The 20684-nt window shown below is 61.3% G+C and carries 22 protein-coding genes and 1 tRNA gene; 10 read left to right on the top strand and 13 right to left on the bottom strand.

All coding sequences use genetic code 11. From position 1 onward, the window contains the following. Positions 1–12 precede the first annotated feature (12 nt). From AC0L3E_RS24300 to AC0L3E_RS24290, 3 genes are all read right to left on the bottom strand, one after another. On the bottom strand, positions 13–984 hold the full coding sequence (locus tag AC0L3E_RS24300) for an SDR family oxidoreductase (protein WP_128309518.1): 972 nt from the start codon (positions 982–984) through the stop codon (positions 13–15). Next, on the bottom strand, positions 956–1156 hold the full coding sequence (locus AC0L3E_RS24295) for a hypothetical protein (RefSeq protein ID WP_128309519.1): 201 nt from the start codon (positions 1154–1156) through the stop codon (positions 956–958). The genes AC0L3E_RS24300 and AC0L3E_RS24295 overlap by 29 nt, the downstream gene beginning before the upstream one ends. Positions 1157–1287: 131 nt before the next feature. Further along, the gene (locus AC0L3E_RS24290; RefSeq protein ID WP_128288699.1) at positions 1288–1974 is read right to left on the bottom strand and encodes a TetR/AcrR family transcriptional regulator; all 687 of its coding nucleotides are present in this window, start codon (positions 1972–1974) and stop codon (positions 1288–1290) included. Positions 1975–2163: 189 nt separating this feature from the next. Here AC0L3E_RS24290 and AC0L3E_RS24285 point away from each other — a divergent pair, with 189 nt between their 5' ends. Next, on the top strand, positions 2164–2652 hold the full coding sequence (locus AC0L3E_RS24285; RefSeq protein WP_128309522.1) for a RidA family protein: 489 nt from the start codon (positions 2164–2166) through the stop codon (positions 2650–2652). Between the two features lie 114 nt (positions 2653–2766). Here the strand turns inward: AC0L3E_RS24285 and AC0L3E_RS24280 are convergent, their stop codons facing one another. Further along, a complete protein-coding gene (locus AC0L3E_RS24280; RefSeq protein WP_473605805.1) occupies positions 2767–3699 on the bottom strand; it encodes a TrmH family RNA methyltransferase in 933 nt (310 codons plus the stop codon). A 66-nt stretch (positions 3700–3765) separates the two neighbouring features. Between AC0L3E_RS24280 and AC0L3E_RS24275 the strand changes: the two genes are divergently transcribed. Continuing rightward, on the top strand, positions 3766–4410 hold the full coding sequence (locus tag AC0L3E_RS24275; protein ID WP_236383391.1) for a GNAT family N-acetyltransferase: 645 nt from the start codon (positions 3766–3768) through the stop codon (positions 4408–4410). A gap of 129 nt (positions 4411–4539) precedes the next feature. Here AC0L3E_RS24275 and AC0L3E_RS24270 read toward each other — a convergent pair whose 3' ends face one another. Continuing rightward, a complete protein-coding gene (locus AC0L3E_RS24270) occupies positions 4540–5256 on the bottom strand; it encodes an SDR family NAD(P)-dependent oxidoreductase (RefSeq protein ID WP_127268848.1) in 717 nt (238 codons plus the stop codon). 134 nt (positions 5257–5390) lie between these two features. Between AC0L3E_RS24270 and AC0L3E_RS24265 the strand changes: the two genes are divergently transcribed. Further along, positions 5391–6326 carry a LysR family transcriptional regulator gene (locus AC0L3E_RS24265; protein WP_473605804.1) on the top strand — a complete coding sequence of 312 codons (936 nt, stop codon included), beginning with the start codon at positions 5391–5393 and terminating at the stop codon, positions 6324–6326. A gap of 80 nt (positions 6327–6406) precedes the next feature. On the opposite strand, the gene AC0L3E_RS24260 is transcribed toward AC0L3E_RS24265, so the two are convergent. From AC0L3E_RS24260 to AC0L3E_RS24230, 7 genes are all read right to left on the bottom strand, one after another. Then, the gene (locus tag AC0L3E_RS24260) at positions 6407–7225 is read right to left on the bottom strand and encodes an MBL fold metallo-hydrolase (RefSeq protein WP_128309818.1); all 819 of its coding nucleotides are present in this window, start codon (positions 7223–7225) and stop codon (positions 6407–6409) included. Positions 7226–7228: 3 nt separating this feature from the next. Continuing rightward, positions 7229–8023 (bottom strand): TatD family hydrolase, encoded by a 795-nt coding sequence (locus AC0L3E_RS24255; RefSeq protein WP_128309817.1) that lies wholly within the window; start codon positions 8021–8023, stop codon positions 7229–7231. Next, entirely contained in the window at positions 8023–9573 is a 1551-nt protein-coding gene (gene metG / locus AC0L3E_RS24250) for a methionine--tRNA ligase (protein WP_473605803.1), read from the bottom strand. Before metG ends, AC0L3E_RS24255 begins: the two co-directional genes overlap by 1 nt. 141 nt (positions 9574–9714) lie before the next feature. After that, positions 9715–10770, bottom strand: a complete 1056-nt coding sequence (locus AC0L3E_RS24245; protein ID WP_127269115.1) for a DNA polymerase III subunit delta' — start codon at positions 10768–10770, stop codon at positions 9715–9717. Beyond that, positions 10767–11441 carry a dTMP kinase gene (gene tmk / locus AC0L3E_RS24240; RefSeq protein ID WP_164748920.1) on the bottom strand — a complete coding sequence of 225 codons (675 nt, stop codon included), beginning with the start codon at positions 11439–11441 and terminating at the stop codon, positions 10767–10769. Before tmk ends, AC0L3E_RS24245 begins: the two co-directional genes overlap by 4 nt. A gap of 140 nt (positions 11442–11581) precedes the next feature. Continuing rightward, on the bottom strand, positions 11582–12745 hold the full coding sequence (locus AC0L3E_RS24235; protein WP_206631324.1) for a D-alanyl-D-alanine carboxypeptidase family protein: 1164 nt from the start codon (positions 12743–12745) through the stop codon (positions 11582–11584). 103 nt (positions 12746–12848) lie between these two features. Beyond that, a complete protein-coding gene (locus tag AC0L3E_RS24230; protein ID WP_473605801.1) occupies positions 12849–14081 on the bottom strand; it encodes a septal ring lytic transglycosylase RlpA family protein in 1233 nt (410 codons plus the stop codon). A gap of 378 nt (positions 14082–14459) precedes the next feature. On the opposite strand from AC0L3E_RS24230, the gene AC0L3E_RS24225 reads away from it, so the two are divergent. Both AC0L3E_RS24225 and AC0L3E_RS24220 read left to right on the top strand, forming a co-directional pair. Then, positions 14460–14795, top strand: coding sequence for a hypothetical protein (locus AC0L3E_RS24225; RefSeq protein WP_127269315.1), 336 nt, complete (start codon positions 14460–14462; stop codon positions 14793–14795). Between the two features lie 467 nt (positions 14796–15262). Then, positions 15263–15352, top strand: a tRNA-Ser gene (locus AC0L3E_RS24220). Between the two features lie 431 nt (positions 15353–15783). On the opposite strand, the gene AC0L3E_RS24215 is transcribed toward AC0L3E_RS24220, so the two are convergent. Next, positions 15784–16437 (bottom strand): hydrolase, encoded by a 654-nt coding sequence (locus AC0L3E_RS24215; RefSeq protein ID WP_127268278.1) that lies wholly within the window; start codon positions 16435–16437, stop codon positions 15784–15786. 151 nt (positions 16438–16588) lie between these two features. On the opposite strand from AC0L3E_RS24215, the gene AC0L3E_RS24210 reads away from it, so the two are divergent. From AC0L3E_RS24210 to AC0L3E_RS24190, 5 genes are all read left to right on the top strand, one after another. Beyond that, on the top strand, positions 16589–17482 hold the full coding sequence (locus AC0L3E_RS24210; protein WP_473605800.1) for a LysR family transcriptional regulator: 894 nt from the start codon (positions 16589–16591) through the stop codon (positions 17480–17482). Between the two features lie 187 nt (positions 17483–17669). Next, positions 17670–18467: a sterol desaturase family protein gene (locus AC0L3E_RS24205; protein ID WP_127380380.1), complete on the top strand. Its 798-nt coding sequence runs from the start codon at positions 17670–17672 to the stop codon at positions 18465–18467. A 101-nt stretch (positions 18468–18568) separates the two neighbouring features. Beyond that, a complete protein-coding gene (locus tag AC0L3E_RS24200) occupies positions 18569–19267 on the top strand; it encodes a DUF2161 domain-containing phosphodiesterase (protein ID WP_128308556.1) in 699 nt (232 codons plus the stop codon). Positions 19268–19323: 56 nt separating this feature from the next. Further along, positions 19324–19731 (top strand): DUF930 domain-containing protein, encoded by a 408-nt coding sequence (locus AC0L3E_RS24195; RefSeq protein ID WP_164898659.1) that lies wholly within the window; start codon positions 19324–19326, stop codon positions 19729–19731. Positions 19732–19911: 180 nt separating this feature from the next. After that, positions 19912–20574: a TerC family protein gene (locus AC0L3E_RS24190; RefSeq protein WP_127271063.1), complete on the top strand. Its 663-nt coding sequence runs from the start codon at positions 19912–19914 to the stop codon at positions 20572–20574. Positions 20575–20684: the final 110 nt, after the last annotated feature.

Raw genomic sequence — 20684 nt, 5'->3', positions numbered from 1 at the left:
TTCCGGCCATCCTCAGTATCCTCCCACGACCGGCAGGATCTCGCCGGTGATGTAGCTCGAGCAGTGCGGCGAGGCGAGGAACACATAGGCTGGCGCGAGTTCTTCCGGTTGCGCGGGTCGTTTCATCGGCGTGTCCGCGCCGAATTTGGAGACGTCGTCGGCTTCCTTGTCCGACGGATTGAGCGGCGTCCACACCGGACCCGGTGCGACCGCATTCACCCTTATGCCCTTGCCGATGAGATTGCCCGACAGGGCCCGCGTGAAGGCATGGATGCCCCCCTTGGTCATCGAATAGTCGACCAGCTGTTTTGAACCGTCGATGCCGGTTACCGAACCGGTGTTGATGATCGCCGAACCGGGCTTCATGTGCGGCACCGCTTCCTGCGCCATATGAAAATAGCCGTAAAGATTGGTCTTCAGCGTCGTGTCGAAATGTTCTTCGGTCAGCTCGCCGAAATCGCTGGAATGGATCTGGAACGCAGCGTTGTTTACCAGCACATCGATGCGGCCGAATTTTTCAACGGTCTCCATGACCGCCTTATGGCAGTGGCTGCGTTCGCTGACATCGGCCTTGACCAGGATGCAGCGTCGTCCCTCCTTTTCCACCGCTGATTTGGTCTCTTCAGCATCCTTGTCCTCGGTCAGATAGACGATCGCGACGTCGGCGCCCTCGCGGGCGAACAACACCGCCACCGAGCGGCCGATGCCGGAATCGCCGCCCGTGATGAGCGCTACCTTTTGGTCGAGTTTTTTCGATCCGAGATAGTAGGGCGCATCGTACAGCGGCTCCGGCTCTAGCGCCCATTCGTGCCCCGGTTTGGGCTGATGTTGCTCGGGGAAGGGGGGCTCGGGATATTCACGGGCGCCAGCCTGCATGGCGCCTTGCTGCTTCCCATCGCCTTTCGACTTGTCCTTGGCATCGACGCCACGTTGGATATGGCGCTGCTTTGCCGCTTCACCGGCTATTTCCGACTTCATCTGCATGATCGTCTCCTTGGCTTGGAGAGGAAACAACGCATGTCAGGCAAAAAGGTTTGCGCAAAAGATCGAGAGATTCCGGCCAGCGTTTGGCAATGCGTAACAACGACATCGCCAGTTGCACCAATTCAGCTGCAATGCAGCCGTGCCAGCCACCGCCGCCGATGGGGTCGAGCACCCGGGCTTGCCCGTTGCCTGTGCCGCCTTGGCAGCGAGCCAAATGTGATGATGTGGATTGGGAGCTATTGCGTCAAACTGGCGTGCGCAAAGCAGCGCCATCCGGTCTGCTCCGGGCGTAGCCGCCGGAATCTATCTTGGCGAGAGGCCATCGAGCAGGAAGTCCAGGCCTTTTCGGAAAGTGCCGTCCCAATCGTTGTCCAACAGCAGACGAGAGCGTTCGATTGTCGGATAGTGTTCGCTGAGACGTGTAAGACGCTGCTGCGCGGCTGCTCTGTCTTCTTCCGAGAGGTCGAAGCTTGCCCGGGTGAGGGTGGCGCCCATCACATAGTTCCAGAGCGACCAAATCGCAGCGTTGAGATCCGCGTCCGCAACACCGGCTCTGGACAAGGTCTTGCTCAGCATTTCCAGGCGACTGAGGATGTTCGGGCCAAGCGCCCGTCGCGGCAACAGCGATGCCGACCAAGGATGGCGCAACATTCTGGCGCGCCAGTTTTCGAGCATATGAACGACGTCTCCGCGCCAGTCCGGAGACTCACCTGTTTCAGGCGATCCGCGATATTCGAGCACCGAATCGAGTGCCAGATCAAAGACATCCTCCTTGTTGTCGACGTGCCAGTACAGGCTCATCACACCCGAGCCAAGGCGATCCGCCAGCCGACGCATTGTCAATCCGTCTATGCCCTGGGCGTCCAGCAGTTCCACCGCGATCGCCACGATACGCTCTCGAGACAGCGGCGGCTCGCTGCTCGCTTCCTGCATGGGTGGAAGCTTTGTCCGTTGCGATCGTTTGCTGGCACTGCGGGGTTTGGCTGCCATCTGTCTTCCTTGCTGGCCGAACGTCGATTTTGGCAGGCACCGTCAGGAATGTCGACGCTGATCGCTTGACTAGTACGACGTACCATACGATGACTCGTACATCGCACGATTCATCGTATGAGCGATCTGGTTAAAGTTCATGCCGGCCGCGAGTGCGTTTATTCGCGGTCAGCAGAGCCAGGAGAAATCATGTCACGCGCAATCAAGCATCTGCTTACCGGAGGGCTAATCATCATGACCATGGCAGTTTCCGCTGCGGCTACAGCGACTGGGAACGACCTCAAGCTGACCATCGTCAATCCACAGACGCTCTACGACCCGTCGCCGAATGGCTACAGCACCGCCGTGATCGCACCGCGCGGAGCTCGGATTGCCTACATCTCCGGGCAGGGCGGCCAAGACAGCACAGGAGCCTTGTCACCCGATTTCGCAGTCCAGGTTAAGCAGGCCTACGCAAATTTGCATGCGGCGCTCGAGGGCGTCGGCGCCAGGCCGGATCAGGTGGCGAAGCTCACGGTCTTCGTGGTCGACCACGACATGTCCAAGCTCGATGTGTTGACCAGGAACGTCAAGGACATGTTCGGCGAGGCGCTGCCGGCGCAGACACTGGTTCCCGTTGCCAAGCTTGCAATCGACCCCATGCTTTTCGAGGTGGAAGCCGTGGTCATTCTGGAGTAGGGGCGAGATCGCCCCACAAACTGAAACGGGTCGAGCGTGCCGCCGACAGCCGCACATTCGGAGCCACCATACGGAAGTAGAGCCGGCCAACGGTCGGTTGAGCTTCGCGTCAGCTCAGGTCTGTCCTTCGGTTTCGCTCGAAGCAAAGCCGCCAATTTCGCGACGCATTACAGTAGGTAGTGGCTCAGCGCGTTTTCCCTTCCGTCTACCGCGGCGGTATTTGCTCTGATACTCGCGTCGCTGTTTCGCGATTTCGTAGAGTACGATACCCGAACTGGTTCCGAGGTTTAGGCTCTCGATCATCCCGAACATTGGAATTGCTACGCACATCTCGCTGCGCTCGACCGCGAGGGTGCTGATGCCCCGTTTCTCATTACCGAACCAGACAGCGAGTTTGGTGTGCTGGGTATAATCGCCCTCGTGCAGGAAAACGCTGGTCTTTCCCTTTATATGCGGCGAGGTGACGACGGACACAAAGCCATGTTTTTCCAGATGGCTGAGGCAGGCGTCAGTGCTGTCGAATCGTTTCACAAACGTCCATTTGACGGCTGATACAGACGTTTCCGAAAGCGATTTCCGTTGGCGCATTTGCTGCCAGTCATCAGGAAGTGCTTTGCGTGGATCGACGATATAGACTCTTTCAACGCCGAGAGCATTTGCGTTTCGAATTACCGTTCCGATGTTCCTGATATCATTCGGATCTTCGACAACGGCTACCAAGTTCTTGCAGCGAAACGATTTGACCGCAGCCGCACGCTTGCGAACCGATACTCTGGGTTTCTGAGCCTCAAGGGTTTCCATGAGAGAGGTTCTTACCAGAGGCGCATCTGAATCCAAGGCCCGTGGCGACTCTATCGCCGCCACATCAGGAAGTCGCATAAGATAGATTATGGAACTGACGCATGGGCCAGGAACTGTAAATTGCCGCTGATTCTCATAGGCTTGAGCGCTCGTGGCGTATTGCCTTGAGCGGATAGCCAACCCTAGGCTGTCGAAATGAAGATGGCAAACAGCGGGATCGAAGCGGCGATCGAAGTGTTCGTGCATGGCTTCAGTGCCGACAGAAGCCGCACCTTTCCTTACGTGGCCCGCCGTGTTGGGCCGTTGTGGCTGATGCGCGACGCCGAGCGCAAGAATCCTCGCGACTACCGCGGCGAAGAATGGGTCGTCCATGACGTCGCCGCTCAACAGGCCGATGCCATCGTGCGGCAGCATGCACGGCCGGGCTTTGCCATTTCCGTTATGATCGCGCACGAGGATCCGGACGGGCCGACACGAACTGCCTACAAAGCTCTCGGCTACCGGCTGCTTCGGACCGAAGGCTTTTTCGTCCACCGATTGCGCCGCATTCCCAGCCCGCCGGCGGTTGCTTCGATCGAACGCGTGCAGACAGCCGAACGGGCGGCGCAGTTGGGAAAGATCATCCGCAGGCAGCCGATCCCAGACGATTTGCTCGGCGACAGCGCGCCATTCCGTCAGTATGTGGCAGTCGATGGCGCCGATATCGTTGGGCGCGTACGCAGCCTTGATGCCCTGGGAGCCACATGGTGTTCGAGCATGTATGTCGAGCCGTCGCACCGGCGTCGCGGCATTGGCCAGGCTTTGATGTCGAGAATGTTGCACGACGATCGGGCGCGTGGGTCGAGGTACTCGGCGCTGGCTGCAACCCACGCCGGGGCGCTGCTTTATCCCCGGATGGGCTACGAGCGGATCGGAACGCTGCTGATATTTGCGTCAAGGAGCCGGAAGACCGTATGAGGGTTTATTCGCATCATGCTGATTTATAGTGGATTTCAGCTTGATCGGTGGTCAGAGCCCTCTCCTTTTACAACAGCTGGCCTAGCTTAACATCTTCGATGCCGATGAACTTCATCACAGCCCGCGATTTCACCAGGGAACGGTGCGGCCGAGATAGTCAAGATATTCCAGGCCGGGGTTTCCCCGTTTTGCGAGGAGCACGTTCACAAGGCTGGGAATGCTCTCTTGGATGGTGAGCCGTGCGCCCGGGCCGCCCAACTCCGTGCGAACCCAGCCCGGCGCCATCAGGACCATCGAACGGGCCTCGCCCGCGTGCCGGGCTGCGTAGCAGCGCATATACTGGTTCAAGGCGGCCTTGCTGCCGCGGTAGACCTCGCGCATGCCGGTCGTGTTGTTGCAGACGCTGCCCTGTCCAGACGACATCACGCCAATCAACCCGGACGCCTCGACAAAGTCATCGAGGCTCTCGATCACGCGCAGCGGGCTCAGCGCGTTCGTGAGCATGACCCGGATGAATTCGTCGGTCGTCACCTGCCCGACCGTATCCGTCTCGTTGTTCGTCGTTCCGGCGTTAACGAACAGCATGTCGAACATCTTGCCGGTCAGGCGTTGGCGCAGGCCCGCAACCTGGTCGGGCTCGCAGATGTCCAGGGTCTCTATCTCGACCCGGCCAGCATGCTCGTCTGCCAGATCGTGCAGCAAGGTCCGGGTTCCGCCGCCGCGAACTGTGCCGACGACATTCCATCCCTTTTTCAGGAACTCGGCCGCCATGGCATGGCCGAGGCCCCGCGATGCGCCAATGAGGAGGATTGTGCGAGCTGGGTCGCTCGGAATGTGTTTGGGCATGAGAGTTGGTAGCTTTCGATGTTGGTCCGACAGCCGATATAAGCGGCCGTGCGCAGGGCGCCAGACGCATCAAAGTCAAAGTATGGTTGCATCAAACGCTATGTCTGGCGACGCGGCTGGGATAGGCTCAGGTCATGACCAATGTTGATGTGGACCTGAACCTTCTCGTCGCACTGGATGTGCTGCTCGCCGAGGGCAGCGTGACAGGGGCAGCCCGTCGCCTCGGCTTGAGCGCATCGGCCATGAGCCGGACGCTCACGCGACTTCGGGCAGCAACAGGCGACCCGCTGCTCGTTCGCGCCGGGCGAGGCCTGGTGCCGACACCGCGCGCTGCCGAACTGCGCGAGCGCGTCCATGAGCTTGCGCGGGACGTGCAAGCAGTGCTCCGGCCGCAGATCACGCATATGGACGTCGCGTCGCTCGAACTGACATTTACCGTCCGAGTGAGCGAGGCATTTCTGGAATTTCTGTCTGGCCCCGTCGTGGCCGCGGTCACTCGGGCAGCCCCACGGATCTGCCTTCGCTTTGTCCCCAAACCTGACAAAGACGCGCGGCCGCTAAGGGAGGGGCTCATTGATCTGGAGATCGGCCTGCTTGGAACGTCCGCGCCGGAGATACGCACCCAGTTCCTGTTCCATGACAAGCTTGTCGGCGTGGCCCGAATTGGACATCCTCTTCTCGAGCGCGCGGCGGTGACCGCAGAAAGATATGCCGCCTGCGACCATGTCTTGGCGTCCAAGGATGGGGAGAGAATCGAGCCCGTCGATGCCGCCCTGGAGAAGCTGGGGTTTAAACGGGCGATAAGGGTCGTCGTGCCTGGATATCCGGATGCAATGCGGATTGCACGCCAATCGGATCTGGTCGCGCTGGTGCCGCATTCATGCCTGGGCAACAGCTTGACGAGCGATCTCCCTGTCACATCGGGTCTTGCGACCTTCGAAGTCCCGGTCCCCACGCCGGAGTTCAAGATATCGGCGATGTGGCATCCGCGAATGGACGCCGACCCGGCCCATCGCTGGTTTCGCGATACTGTGATGGCCGTGTGCCGGGCAGCGTATCCGAGACGGTGAGGTCACGTCGTCATGCATACCGGCATCGGCAGCGCTTTGGGTACGCGAGCCCTGGAGCCGGTCATGAAGTTCTGTTTCTTTCACGCTGATTCGTAAGGGATTTCAATCATCATCCCATCATAGGCTGGTTCGACATTGGCTGGTGTCTCGGCCACCACCGTTGCGTAGTCGAGCGGCACGTGCATATGCGTCAGCACCGCATGTATCGGCGCCAGCCGCTCGATCCAATCAAGCGCTTCGCCAAGGGACAGGTGACTAGGATGCGGCCGGTATTGCAGCGCATCGATGATCAGCACGTCGAGGGCGCGCAGCCGTTCGGCGGTGGGCTCCGGAAAGTCGCTGATGTCGGGGCAATAGGCGAGACCGCCGATGCGGAAACCGAGCGATACGATGTCGCCGTGGATCTGCGGCAGCGGCTCGAGGGTGAGGGTACCCCCCTCTCCTTCGATGACCACCGGCCTGGTGTGGTCGATGAGATGCGGCCTGACGATCGGCGGATAGGAACTGCCTTGCGGCGTCTCGAAACAGTATCCGAACGCTTCCCGCAGCCGAAGCATCGTCGCCCTGTCGGCATGAACGTCGATCAGCTGGCGCTGATCGAGAACGAAGCCGCGCAGATCGTCGATGCCATGGATATGGTCGGCATGCGGGTGGGTATAGACGACCGAATCGATACGTTTAACGCCGGCCAGCAGCATCTGCTGCCGAAAATCCGGCCCCGTGTCGATGACCACAGTCGTGCGGCCGCCATTCGACGCGATCCGCTCGACGAGTGCGGCGGCACGCGTGCGCCGGTTCTTCGGGTTGTCGGGGTCGCAATTGCCCCAGTCGCCGGTGATGCGCGGCGTACCTGGCGACGAGCCGCAGCCGAGAATGGTGAGGCGCAGCCGGTCGGTCATCGTTCAGGCGCTTTGCTCTACAGGCCGCGGCATCTTGCCGAACAGCCGGAAGAAATTATCCGTCGTCAGATCAGCGATTTCAGCTTCGCTGACGCCGATGGTTTCGGCCAGCACCTTGGCGGTATGGGCGACATAGGCCGGCTCGTTGCGTTTGCCGCGAAACGGCACGGGCGCCAGGTAGGGCGCGTCGGTTTCGACCAGCAGCCGGTCATGCGGCACATCGGCGGCAATGGCGCGCAACTCAGCCGAATTCTTGAAGGTGAGGATACCCGAGAACGACACGTAGCCGCCGAGAGCGACGCCAATTTCGGCAAGCCGACGCCCGGAAGAAAAGCAGTGCAGCATGAAGGGGAAGGTGCCCTTCCCCGTTTCGGCCTCAAGAATATCAGCCATATCTGCATCGGCATCGCGCGAATGGATGACCAGCGGCAGCCCCGTTTCGCGTGCGGTGGCGATGTGATTGCGAAAGCCTTGCGCCTGCGCATCGCGTGGCGCCTTGTCGTAGAAATAGTCGAGACCGGCCTCGCCGATCGCCACCACTTTCGGGTGGGCGGCCAGCCGCACGAGATCGGCAGATGTTACGTCGAGCTCTTCCGCGGCATTGTGCGGATGGGTGCCGACCGAACAGTATACTTCTTCGAAAGTCTCTGCGATTTCAAGGATTTGCTGAAATCTCTTCACGCGAGTTGAGATCGTCACCATGCGGCCTATACCGGCCGCCTTGGCGCGAGCGACAATGGAAGCCCGCTCCTCGGCGAAATCTGGAAAATCCAGATGGCAGTGGCTGTCGACGAGCATCAGACGTTCGCGTCCGGCTGTTCGACGTAACGTGGAAAAACCCCTTCCGGCACGGGTAACGCGGTGCCCGGCACCAGCGCATGGTCCGCGTGGACATGCACGAAGTCGCGGCTGTCCGCCGGCACCGCCAGCAGATCGAGCAGTTTCGCGGCTGATCCCGGAGTAAAGGGCTGACACAGCACCGCCACGCGGCGCACGACCTCGGCGGTCGTCCACAGCACGGTTTCCATGCGCTCCGGATTGGTCTTCTTCAACGCCCATGGCGCCTCTCCGGCAAAGTAGCGATCGGCTTCCGCCACCACGCCGAAGATCGACGCCAGCGCCAGATGGATGCCCTGCTCGGCCATCGCCTTGCGCGCGGTGTCGAGAGCGGCGACGGCCTGGTCCAGGATCGCGCTGTCGGCATCCGTCAGGTCGCCGCGCTGTGGCACCACGCCGCCGCAGATCTTGGCGATCATCGACAGCGAGCGCTGCGCCAGGTTGCCGAGACCATTGGCAAGGTCGGCATTGGTGCGGTTGACGATCGCGTCATGGCTGTAGCTGCCGTCGTTGCCGAAGGGCACCTCGCGCAGGAAGAAGTAGCGCACCTGATCGAGACCGTAGTGCTCGACCATCGCGAATGGATCCACGACGTTGCCAACCGATTTCGACATCTTCTCGCCGCGGTTGAACAGGAAGCCATGCGCGAAAACGCGCTTTGGCAACTCGATGCCCGCCGACATCAGAAAGGCCGGCCAATAGACCGCGTGGAAGCGGACAATGTCCTTGCCGATGATGTGCGTAGCCGGCCAATAGCGCCATTGCTCGGCCTTTGTGTCGGGATAGCCGGCGGCGGTGATGTAGTTGGTCAAGGCATCGACCCAGACATACATCACATGCTTGTCGTCGCCCGGCACCGGCACGCCCCATTTGAAGGTCGTGCGCGAGATCGACAGATCCTTCAGCCCGGACTTGACGAAGCTGAGCACCTCGTTGCGGCGCTCGGTCGGACCGACAAAGTCGGGCTGGCTCTCATAAAGCGCCAGCAATTTGTCCTGATAGGCGGAAAGCCTGAAGAAGTAGCTTTCTTCCTCGTTCCATTCGACGGGCGATCCAAGCGGTTCGCGACGCACGCCGTCGTCGCCGACGATCGTCTCACCTTCGTCGAAATAGGCTTCCTGGCGCACCGAGTACCAGCCGCTATAGCGGTCGAGATAGATGTCGCCATTGGCGGCCATCGCCTTCCAGATTGCCTGGCAGGATTCATAGTGGCGCGGTTCCGTCGTGCGGATGTAGTCGTCGTTCGAGCCACCCATCGCCTCGGTCATGGCGCGGAAAATCGCCGAATTGCGGTCGGCCAGCGCCAGCGGCGTTATGCCTTCCTTCTCGGCCGTTTGCTGCATCTTCAGACCGTGTTCGTCGGTACCGGTCAGGAAGAATACGTCCTTGCCATCCAGGCGCTGGAAGCGCGCCAGGGCGTCGGTTGCAATGACCGTATAGGCGTGGCCGATATGCGGCTTGCCGTTCGGATAAAAGATCGGGGTGGTGATGTAGAACTTGTCGCGTGACATGAATGAACCGTCATGAATGTCTGAATGGAAAGGCGTGGCGGTGGATATCGTATCGAGGCAGCATTTGCCATCCCGATGCCAATGCATGCCGCCCAAAAGTGGCCCCGGTTTTGGGGACAACGGCATGCATCGGGAAAACCGTCACATTCGCATTGCAGAATTCAGGCGGTCGATCATGATCAGGGCGTGCTGCTTCTTGTCGAGATTGTAGGTATCGGTCTCAGATATAGCGTCCAGCGCCTCATGCCAAGTGTCCGACAATTTTTTGGCCCGTGCGAGATCGCCCGCCAGTGCTGCCTGACTTGCCGCGTCCGACAACAGGTCCAGCGCCCGGCGGTTGAAGATATCGAACTGGATCGCCTGATCGCGGCCGGCCACGGCTTCGGCGAGGCGAAACGCGCCGCCGACATCGCTCTTTCTGCCGGTGACCAGAGCGTCGAGCGTGGAGGCGATCTCCAGCCCGCCATACTGCGTCAACAGGATCGCGTTGCGGGCGCTGCCCCCTGCCCGCCCGACCAGTGCCGCGCGAGCCGCCGGATCGCCAGGCGGCGCCGGCTCGGTCGTTTCCAGCACCGTCATCAGGTCGTCGGCGTCGAGCGGGTTCAATCGCACCACCTGACAGCGCGACCGGATCGTCGGCAGCAGGCTGCCCGGCGCGTGGACAATCAGGATGAACAGCGTCCGTGCCGGCGGCTCTTCAAGATTTTTCAGCAACGCATTGGCGGCATTGGTGTTCATGTCGTCGGCGGGATCGACGATGACCACCCGATAGCTGCCGTCGTGCGAGGTCAGCGACAGGAAGCGGCTGACCTTGCGGATCTCATCGACGGTGACGACTGTCTTGAAACTCTTGGTCTTGTCGTTCAACGGCCGGGTCAGATGCAGCACGGAAGGATGCGCCCCGGTGGCGATCTGGCGGAACAGCGACGACGCCGGATCGGGAGCGGCAAGGCTTTCCGGCGCGTTCGCAAAATCCGGGTGCTTCAACAGATGATGCGCAAGGTGGAAGGCGAGCGTCGCCTTGCCGATGCCGACCGGTCCGGAGAAGATCAGTGCATGAGGCAGCTTGCCCGCCCGATAGGCAGCGGTGAGCACGCCCGCAGCCTGGCCGTGCCCGACCAGAAGGGGCGTTTCGGAGGGCTCCGGCACGCCGTCGAGCGTGTCGTGCTGCTCGGGTGCAATGCGCTCGAAGATCATGCCGGCGTTGCCTGCCTGTCGCGTGCCGGCGTTCTCGCCGCCAGTGCCGCGAACACCGCCGCGGTGACGACGTTCTCGACCGCGTCGGGCTCGGCGGCTGCGTCGATGACGATGCAGCGCTCCGGCTCGGCCTTGGCGATCGCCAGAAACGCCTCGCGGCGGGCCTGATGGATCGCCAGCGTCTCCTTTTCGAAGCGGTCGGCGACTGCCTCGGTGCCGCGCCGCAGCGTTGCGCGCCTCAGGCCTTCCGCCGGATCGATGTCGAAGATCAGCGTCATGTCCGGCATCATGCCGTTGATGGCGACCTGCTCCAGCGCATCCATGAACGCCGGATCGATGCCGCCTGTGACGCCCTGGTAGACGCGTGAGGAATCGAGGAAGCGGTCGCAAAGCACGATGGAGCCACGCTCGACCGCCGGCCGGATGAGCTGCTCGACATGATCGGACCGCGCGGCGGCGAAAAGCAGCGCTTCCATCTTCGGTCCGAACGGTTCGGCCGCGCCCGAAAGCAGCACATGCCTGACGGCTTCGGCGCCCGGCGAGCCGCCAGGTTCGCGGGTAAGCAGCACATCGTATTTCTTGGCGCGCATCTTCCTGGCCAGCCGCTCGATCTGCGTCGACTTGCCTGCCCCCTCGCCGCCTTCGAAGGTGATGAAAAAACCGCGTGCCAACCGAGAGGCCTTCTTGTCCATGGCTGAATGGGATTGTAGCGCTCTAGATAGTCCGCGTTCGGCCAAACGTCCATGCCGTCATTTTTTGCTTTCATGTCATGTCGTTCGCCAAAACCATGGCCAGATTTGAGCGACGTGCCTTAGCGCAGCCAGCCGACCGCCAGTTCCTTGACTGCATCGAGGGCGCGCTGCGGCAGCGTGCCGACGCCGATCGATTCGGCGGCGAAAAGCGGCGTCTCCTGGCTCAGCGTATCGCCGATCCAGACGCGCAGCGCACCCACCGGCTGCCCCTCCTCCACCGGTGCTGCAATCGGGCCGTCATAGACGATCCTGGCCGTCAGCTTGTCGCGGTTGGTGATCGGCAGGAAGATGTCGATCGGACCCTTGGCCTTCAGCATCACCCTGGGCTTGGCGCCGCCAAAAACCTGGGCTTCTCCAACCACCTCGTCCCTGGCGAAGATTTCGGTCTTCTCGAACGAGCGGACACCCCAGTCGAGCAGCTTTCGCGCCTCTTCGGCACGCTCCTTGTCCGAGGCCAGCCCGCTCATCGCCGCGATCACCCGTGTGCCGTTGTGACTGACCGTACCGACGATGCCGAAGCCGGCTGCCTCGCTCGCACCGACCGCCAGGCCGTCGGCGCCGATGTCCATCGCCAGCAGCGGATTGCGGTTCCTCTGCGAGATCTTGTTCCAGGTAAAATCCTTCTGGCCGTAGTAGCGGTAGAAATCCGGATAATCACGCCACAGGTGCAGGGCGAGCTGCGCCAGCTCGCGCACGGTCGTCTGTTGGCCATCCGCCGGCAGGCCGGTCGAATTGACGAAAGTCGACGTCTTGAGGCCGATCTGGCGGGCCCGTTCGGTCATCTGCGCGGCAAAATTGTCCTCGGATCCCGACATGCCTTCGGCGATGATGATGCAGCCGTCATTGGCCGCCTGCACGGTCACGCCCTGAATCAGGTCTTCGAGCCGGATCGACGACTTGAGCTTGGCGAACATCGTCGATGTTCCCGAAGGCGCGCCACCCTTGCGCCAGGCGTTTTCGCTGACGACGAACGTATCGTCGAGCTTCAGGCGACCAGACTTGATGGCGTTGAAAACCACTTCCATGGTCATCAGCTTGGCCATTGAGGCCGGCGGTATCGGCTTGTCGGCATCCTTGGAAAACAGCACCGTCCCGGTCTCGGCGTCGATCATGAAGGCCTGTGCGGCCTTGGTCTCGAACAGCTGCGCGCCGGCCGGAGCCTGGAAAAACAGCAGCAGGCCAAAAACCAGAAGCCCGGCGAGCGGGAGCAAGCGAAATTGCATGATGTTCGACCCGTTGGCCGGCACCGCCGGCAAGCCCGCAAAAAGTATCGGGCTTTTTGCACGGCGGATCAACCGCGTAGCGGAAATCCAGCCTGGCTTGTACTCAGTTGCGCACAGCCAGCGCATCGGGAGCGCCATGCGACCAGGCAGCCTGCAACATCTCGTCCAGATTGCGGTGGCCATCGGGATAGAGATTGACCGAATACCAATCCTCGCCGTCGAGTTCCGAACGCTGGATCTCGATCTTGCCGAAGGCGGCAAGCTGAGCGGCAATACGCTTGGCTTCTCCGGCATCCTCGAACGAACCGGCAGCGACATAGGCGGTGGACGGACCGCCCGGTGGCGGCTGCCGCTTCCACGATTGAAGCACGTCGGCCGGCGACATGCCGTCGCCACCCAGCGCGGCGAAGGCATTTGAGGCGCGTTCGACCCGTTCGTCGGCGTAGGACAGCGAGGCCACGGCAAACGGCGATTGCGGCGGCAGATTGATCTGCGGGCGTTCCGGCACGATGGGCCCGAAATCGGGAAGCGCCAGATCGCCATAAGCCGACGGCTGCGCCGACATGGCCGGCTGGACAGAACCGGAATCGGTCAACTGGCCCGGAAACGGCACGGCGGCGCTGCCCGCAGGCAGGCTTGGCGACGGCCCGTTCATGGCGACCATGACGCCGGTCGGCAGTCCGTCCGACGGGTCGGGCACTCTGTTGCCGGGATGGTAGGAAGCCATCAGATATTGGTCGTCATCACCGTCAAGCGGCGCGCGGCCGACATATTCGACCTTCACCTGAGCGGTGCCGGTGTTGGCATAGTCAAGCATCTGGGCAGCGCGCTCCGACACATCGATGATGCGGCCTTCGTGATATGGGCCGCGATCGTTGACGCGAACGATGACCGAACTGCCGGTCTTGAGATTGGTGACACGGGCATAGCTTGGCAGCGGCATGGTCGGGTGCGCTGCGGTCAGGTGGGTCATGTCGTAGACTTCGCCATTGGCGGTAAGCCGGCCATGGAAGGCGTCGCCATACCAGGAGGCCAGGCCGACCTTGGCGTAGCGCTTGTCTTCCTTCGGGTAATACCACTTGCCGCGGACCTGATAGGGTTTGCCGAGCTGATCCCTGCCGCCGCCACGTTGGATGCGCCCATTCTGCGAGATCACACGCGGGCTTGCCTTCACGCCATATTCGGATTCGGCGAAATATTCCTTGGAGCGGGTCTTCTTGTAGACCATCGCTTTCGGCTCGGGCTGCGACGCACAAGCCGCCAGCAAGGCGGCCGACATGGCGAACAACGCGACTGTAGCAGCGCGACGAAGACGCGGTTGCGTCACAGCCTGCATTTTCCTGATGTCCCCTTCAGTCTTGACCTAGACGTCGTATCCAACCGTCGAAGAAGCCGAAACACTCACCCGACCAATACCAACGACGCCTTTGAACCCCGATCCTTTGTGCGCAGGAATTGCTTATCACGGTATTAACCGATTGTGGCTGCAACCGGGCAAGATTGTGGCGTCTCCACCACGAGAGCCCTCTGAAAAGTAACGATTTTCGCGCTTCCACGCGAGAGATGTGATGCCCTCTGCCACAGAGAGCCTGGCTTCGCTCCTGCCGGCGATACCTGCCCGTTGACAGGCTTTGTCGGGCAGCGGACCGACAGTCCGGAACAAAGAAATGCGCCGCTAGTTTCATCCGCAGGGCACTCGAACAGAAGGATGAGCATGATGAAAATGGCTTCATTGACAATCGCGATCGCAATGTCACTTTCTGCCGGGTCTGCGATCGCCGCATGCCCGGACAAGTCGGCTTCCAATGCCGGGACGGATGCCGAGCAGACCGCCGGCATTTCGAAAGATGGAACTCACGCGCCCTTAGAGGCCCCGAAAGCCACGGACAGCGCGGGCAAGCCAACCGCCAAGGATGGCGCCACAATGCCATTGGCGGGCGCTGAAGGCGGCGGCGACAAGAATCTCGCAACCTCGCAGCAGGACATTGAGGCGCAGCAGCATGGTGATAAGGCCGCGGCGGCAAAGGCCGATGAAAGCTGCAAAGACTGAGGACAGCTCAGGCCGGAGCCAAATTGCAGCTTCGGCCTTCCTCACCAGCAGCTGTTCCCTTGGCGAACTAAATTTTTGGGGGAATACCGCAGCCGTCCCAAGAGGTTGGCCCTGTGGGGATTAACCCGTCCGCCCGGTTGCTTGATGGGTTCCGGTCGATAGCCGGATTGCGCCCTTGCCTGGCCCCCTGCATGCAAGCACTGCAGCGCCTCACATCTCGGGCAACGCCCGCGGCGGGCTCTCTTCTTCATGCACCATTGGACCGCGCTAGTCCCGGTGCTCGATCCCGACACGCTCAGAGTCTGCCCAGGAAAGCAGGAACCGACGCAGCGGTGGTTGACGCAGCCCTCAATGCCGCTTTACAGGAATGAGGCGTGAACCAGCCGGGAGCGCCTTCGGTGCCAATCCGGTGCCAACAGGCCAAACGAGCTGGCCTCGCGCTACCCAAGTGGTTGAAGAATTACGATGGAGGAATGGCCGAGCGGTTTAAGGCACCGGTCTTGAAAACCGGCGTGGGTGCAAGCTCACCGTGGGTTCGAATCCCACTTCCTCCGCCAGACGTCGAAGGTCCGTTCCGGAGACATGGGTAGCAGTTTGTACCTAAGACATGATGACAACCGCGTGCTTGACGGGTTGTCGATTGGTTGCAAGGTCCTCTGTTCCAGTCGATATATCCGAACTGCGAGTCATCGTCTCGATCAGAGCGCCCGGTTGCGTCAGGCTCACTTTGAAGTTCGGATGGATGACTGTTATTTCCTCTCGGGAGCGCTCCGCCGAACATCTCCATGGTCCTTTGAATGAGGCGATAGATAGTCAGGCTGCGCCGGCTGCAGTTGCGGTCAATGGCTGGAGGAAGTGATCGTTGATGACACCGGCCGCCCCTGCATTCGGGCATGGGCGGCCGTCTTGTGGAGTGGGATGACGCGGCTCGATAAGCAGCCAGCCTGTTGGCGCTGGATCGCTCCAGCTTTCGTCACCTCCGCCCAGATCAGCCCGCGGCGCTCGGCACCGGCGTGTTGAGCAGCTGCTGTTCCCAGAGGTACGCGATGCCGCTGCCGCCGAAGTGCTGAATGAGAATCTCGGTCAGCTCCTCGACATGCTCGGTGCGCGCCCAATCGCGTTGCCATTCGCCAGTGAGCGCCATCACGGTCATCACGTTCGCGCCGGCCGCGATCATTCGCTGGATGGCAACTTCGTGAGACTCCCTCGAAATCCCGCCCGACGCGTCGGTGATCACGGTCACGTCCCAGCCTTCGCCGGCGGCCTGGATCACAGGCATTGCGACGCAGACCTCGGTCCACAGGCCGGCGATGATCAGCTGCTTGCGGCCGGTCGCCTTGACGACGTTCACCACATTCTCGTCCTGCCAGGTGTTCACCCAGGTGCGATCGATGACTTCCTGGTCCGGAAATACGTCGGTGATCTGCTTGAAGAGAAGTCCTCCGCGCGCCGCAATCACGCTGGTGAGAATGGTCGGAACACCGAAGGCTTTTGCTAGCTTCGCCAGCGCGGTCGTGTTGTTGACCACCATGTGTGGGTCGTGGCTGTTCAGATTGGCCAGCTGATAGGGCTGGTGGTCGATCAGGACGAGGACCGAATCTGCGGGACGAAGAAGCGAAGCAAGGCCGTTACGAGGGGTCATCAAGACTTCCTTTCTCTGCCGTCTGGACGGCATGGGTTTTCGGGAGACATGCGCCAGCGGGCGACGTTGCCGAAACGCAATTTGCTGTTCCTTTTAATGATGCGATAGTGCCATATTCAGGCAAGCTGTGTCGCGAAACGAGGAACGCCGATTGGACATCGAAGATCTGCAGACATTCGTCGTAGTGGCCGATGCCGGGGGCGTATCGGCCGCCGCCCGCCGACTCGGCGTCTCCAAGTCGATCGTCAGTCGGCGGCTCTTTCGGGTTGAGGCGGAGCTTGGCGTCCAGCTTCTTGCACGAACGACCCGCGGCGCCTCGCTCACGGAGGCGGGAATTACTTTCAGAGATCATGCGGCCCGAGCCAGCGCCGAGATTGATACGGCCAGGGAAGCGATCTTCCCCACCGGTGAGCTACGCGGCCGCCTGAGGGTTGCCATGCCGCTTACTTTCGGCGCGACCCATTTTGCCCCCGTGCTCGCGGAAATGGCGCGTCTGCACCCGAATCTTCACATCCATACTTCATACAGCGATCGCTTCGTCGATCTCATCGCAGAGGGTTTCGATTGCGCGATCCGGGGCGCCTACCTTCAGGACTCCAACCTGATCGCGAAGCGCGTCGGGCCTATCCATGGAAAGCTTGTCGCGAGCCCGGACTACATCAAAGCGCACGCGTCACCCGAGACTCCGGACGAACTCGTCACCCATCAGGCCCTCATGCAGGGAACGGAAGCCTGGCAGTTCATGGATGGCGGCAAGATTGTTACGGTCCAGCCGCAGGGAAGATTCAAGGCCGACAGCGCCACGGCGCTTGCCGCGGCGGCGGCGGCGGGTCTCGGCATCGCCTGGCTCCCCGATTGCATTACACATGAACATGTGGCCTCCGGCGCGCTGGTCCCGATCATGACACGCTATCCGGTACCTCCGGGAGCTGCGTATGTCGTACGCCCGCCGGGGCAGCATCCTACGCGGAAAGTGCGCGTCCTCACCGAGATGCTGATTGAGTATTTCAAACGCAACCCGGATCTTTGGGGTCTTGACGGCTAGGACACGAACGGTTCGAGCCGTGTCAAAGAACCGCGTTCGACGGTCCCATTGCTCCGAGCCGTTGCGTTCGGCGACATTGCTTGCACGTTCCGTGCGTCAGCGCCCTTACAGAGCCTTTAGCCTTTGGAAAGGGAGATGTGTTTCTTCTCGAGGGAGCAGGCGGCGCGCCGGCAGCAGAGGCGAATCGATGGATATCTTTGGCATCAAGGCACTGTTGATCTGCGCGCTGATCTTCATTCCGTTCGAACATCTGTTTGCCGAGCGGCCGCAGAAGATTTTCCGCAAGGGGTTTGCTGTCGATCTGATTTATCTGCTGTTCAACGGCTTCATCATAAAGCTGGCCATCGTCATGATGGCGGCAGGCGCGCTCGGTGCCGCTGCGCTCCTTGTCCCGCCGGCGATAACGCAGGCCGTCAGCGGCCAGCCCGTCTGGCTGCAGGTTGCCGAAATCATCGTGATTACCGATATCGGCGTCTACTGGACACATCGGGCCTTCCACAAAATCCCCGCGCTTTGGAAGTTCCATGCCGTTCACCACGGCATTGAGGAACTCGACTGGCTCGGGGCCTTCCACAATCACCCCGTCGACGCCATCGTCACAAAGGCGATATCGCTGACGCCGATCTTTTTCCTCGGCTTCTCGGAAGCCTCGATCGCCGTCTTTTCGACCATCTACCTTGGACACACGCTGCTTGTGCATTCAAACGTGCGGATTCCGTTCGGCCCTTTGAAGTGGCTGATCGCCAGCCCGCAGTTCCATCGCTGGCACCATGCCAACCAGCGCGAAGCCTATGACAAGAACTTCGCCGGGCAGTTGCCTTTCCTCGACATGCTGTTCGGCACCTACAATCCCACCGGCGACAAGGTGCCGGAAAAGTACGGCGTCGACGATCCGATCCCCTCCACCTATTTCGGTCAGATCGGCTATCCCCTCCTGCGCCGCAGGAAGCTGCCGAACCGGGCAGTGCCGAACACCGAAGCCTGACTGATGGCCCGACGGTGCGGTATCCACCCCGATCCGCTTTCGGGCCGTGGAACGCCGAACCCCGGGAAGGCTTTTCGCGTCGAATCGGCTAAACCTTGAGCATGAACGAAACCTCACTCTATGCGCCGGTGAAGCGGTTCCTCGAAAGCCTCGACTTCGTCGTCAAAGGCGAGATCGGCGGCTGCGATGTCGTTGCGTTGCGCGAGGGGGAGCCGCCGGTTGTCGTCATCTGCGAGTTGAAGCTGCAGTTCAATCTCGAACTGGTGCTGCAAGGTGTCGATCGCGCGGCGGCCTGCGACGAGGTGTGGCTGGCCGCGCGCATGTCGGCCCGCGGCAAGGGCCGCGAAAGCGACGCCAGGTTCCGCAATCTCTGCCGCCGTCTTGGCTTCGGCCTGCTCGGTGTGACCGCGACGGACCGGGTCGAGGTGCTTCTCAGCCCGATCGCGCTGGCGCCGCGCAAGAATGCCCGCCGGCGCTCTCGTCTGGTCGACGAGCACCAGCGCCGCCGCGGCGATCCGGTTGCCGGAGGAGGATCGCGCAATCCGATCATGACGGCCTATCGCCAAAGCGCCCTCGCCTGCGCTGCCGCCATGGTGGACGGACCCAGGCGGCCGCGAGATCTGAAGGCGGTGACGCCGATCGCGCCGAAAATCCTGCAGCACAATGTCTATGGCTGGTTCGCGCGCGTCGACCGCGGCCTTTACGGTCTCACCGATGCCGGCCGTGCGTCTTTGGTCCGTTGGCCGCAGGCATCGCACGACGAATCCCGACACGCAATTTTGAACGCACCGGCCATATGATTGAAGATTCCCGCGGCGTCCGAGGCGGTTCGCTCGGTTGATTTCTCCGACAAAATATGTTGGTTGTCCCGCCCATGAAGAAGCTCTGCATGACCGCCTTGGCGTCAGTGACACTGAGTTTTCCAGCCAGCGCAATGGACAGTGCATTGCGCGCCGGTCTGATGAAACTCGATCCCCAAACCCGTCTTGAACAGCGTTGCGACGCCGAAGTGCTCGACCGCATCACCCATGACGATCGCAAATTCAAAGCCGATCGCGTCGTCGCCTACGCCTTCGCCACGCCCGAGATGGGCGCCGATGCAATCAAGAGCTCGGGTGCTGCGTTTCGCAGCAAGGGGCAGTGGTACCGGCTGAAATTCAAGTGCCAGACCGCGCCGGACCATATGGAAGTTCTGCAGCTCCGTTACCGGATCGGGGACGAGATTCCAGAAGCCGACTGGGCAAAGTACAATCTCTACGATTGATTTGCGATCGGCCGTGGTTTTGCCCGGCTGTCGGTGAGTGCCGCAAAGCCTGATCCGGTTTGACGCAACGCTGCTTCGGTGATGCAGCCACGCGTGATCCCTTGACGCCAGGGGACCACCAAGTTAGGGCCTCTGGATAATCGACGAACACTCGGCAAAATCAGCAAGGGCTTCCTGTCGATGGACATTTTTTTCAGCGCTGCCAGTCTGACCGCCCTGCTCCAGGTCATCGCCATCGACCTCGTGCTGGCTGGCGACAATGCGATCGTCATCGGCCTCGCCGCGGCCGGCCTGCCAGCCGAACAACGCAAGAAGGCGATTCTTCTCGGCGTGGTGGCGGCAACGGTGCTGCGCATCGGGTTTGCCGCAATTACCGTCAAGCTGCTGGCGATCGTCGGCCTGCTGCTCGCCGGCGGCATCCTGCTGCTGTGGGTCTGCTGGAAGATGTATCGCGAGTTGCGTACGTCGCATGCCGATGAACTGGAAGCGACCGAGGCACTGTCGAATTCGGACCTCAACAACGACCAGGCGGTCGCCGGCAAGACGAAGCGCAAGACGCTTGGCCAGGCTGCCTTGCAGATTGTCGTCGCCGATGTGTCGATGTCGCTCGACAACGTGTTGGCGGTGGCTGGAGCGGCGCGTGATCATTTTCCGGTGCTGATCATCGGCCTGGTGCTGTCGATCGCCCTAATGGGGCTGGCCGCGACTTTCATTGCCAAGCTGCTGCATCGCCACCGCTGGATTGCCTATGTCGGCCTGCTGATCATTTTCTATGTGGCTGTGGACATGATCTATCGTGGCGCGGTGGAGGTTTGGCCGCATGTAAACGGTGCGGTCGGCTGAGGCTGGCGGACATCGGCATCTTCACGCCGTGGAAGCAAGACCGCCGTGCGTTTTGCCGCATCGCGGGCGTGCCCATACCAATGCCGCAATAAGTGTGGTACTGCGCCGGC

Source organism: Mesorhizobium sp. WSM4822 (assembly GCF_055811155.1).
This window is presented reverse-complemented; position numbering and strand designations above follow the sequence as displayed.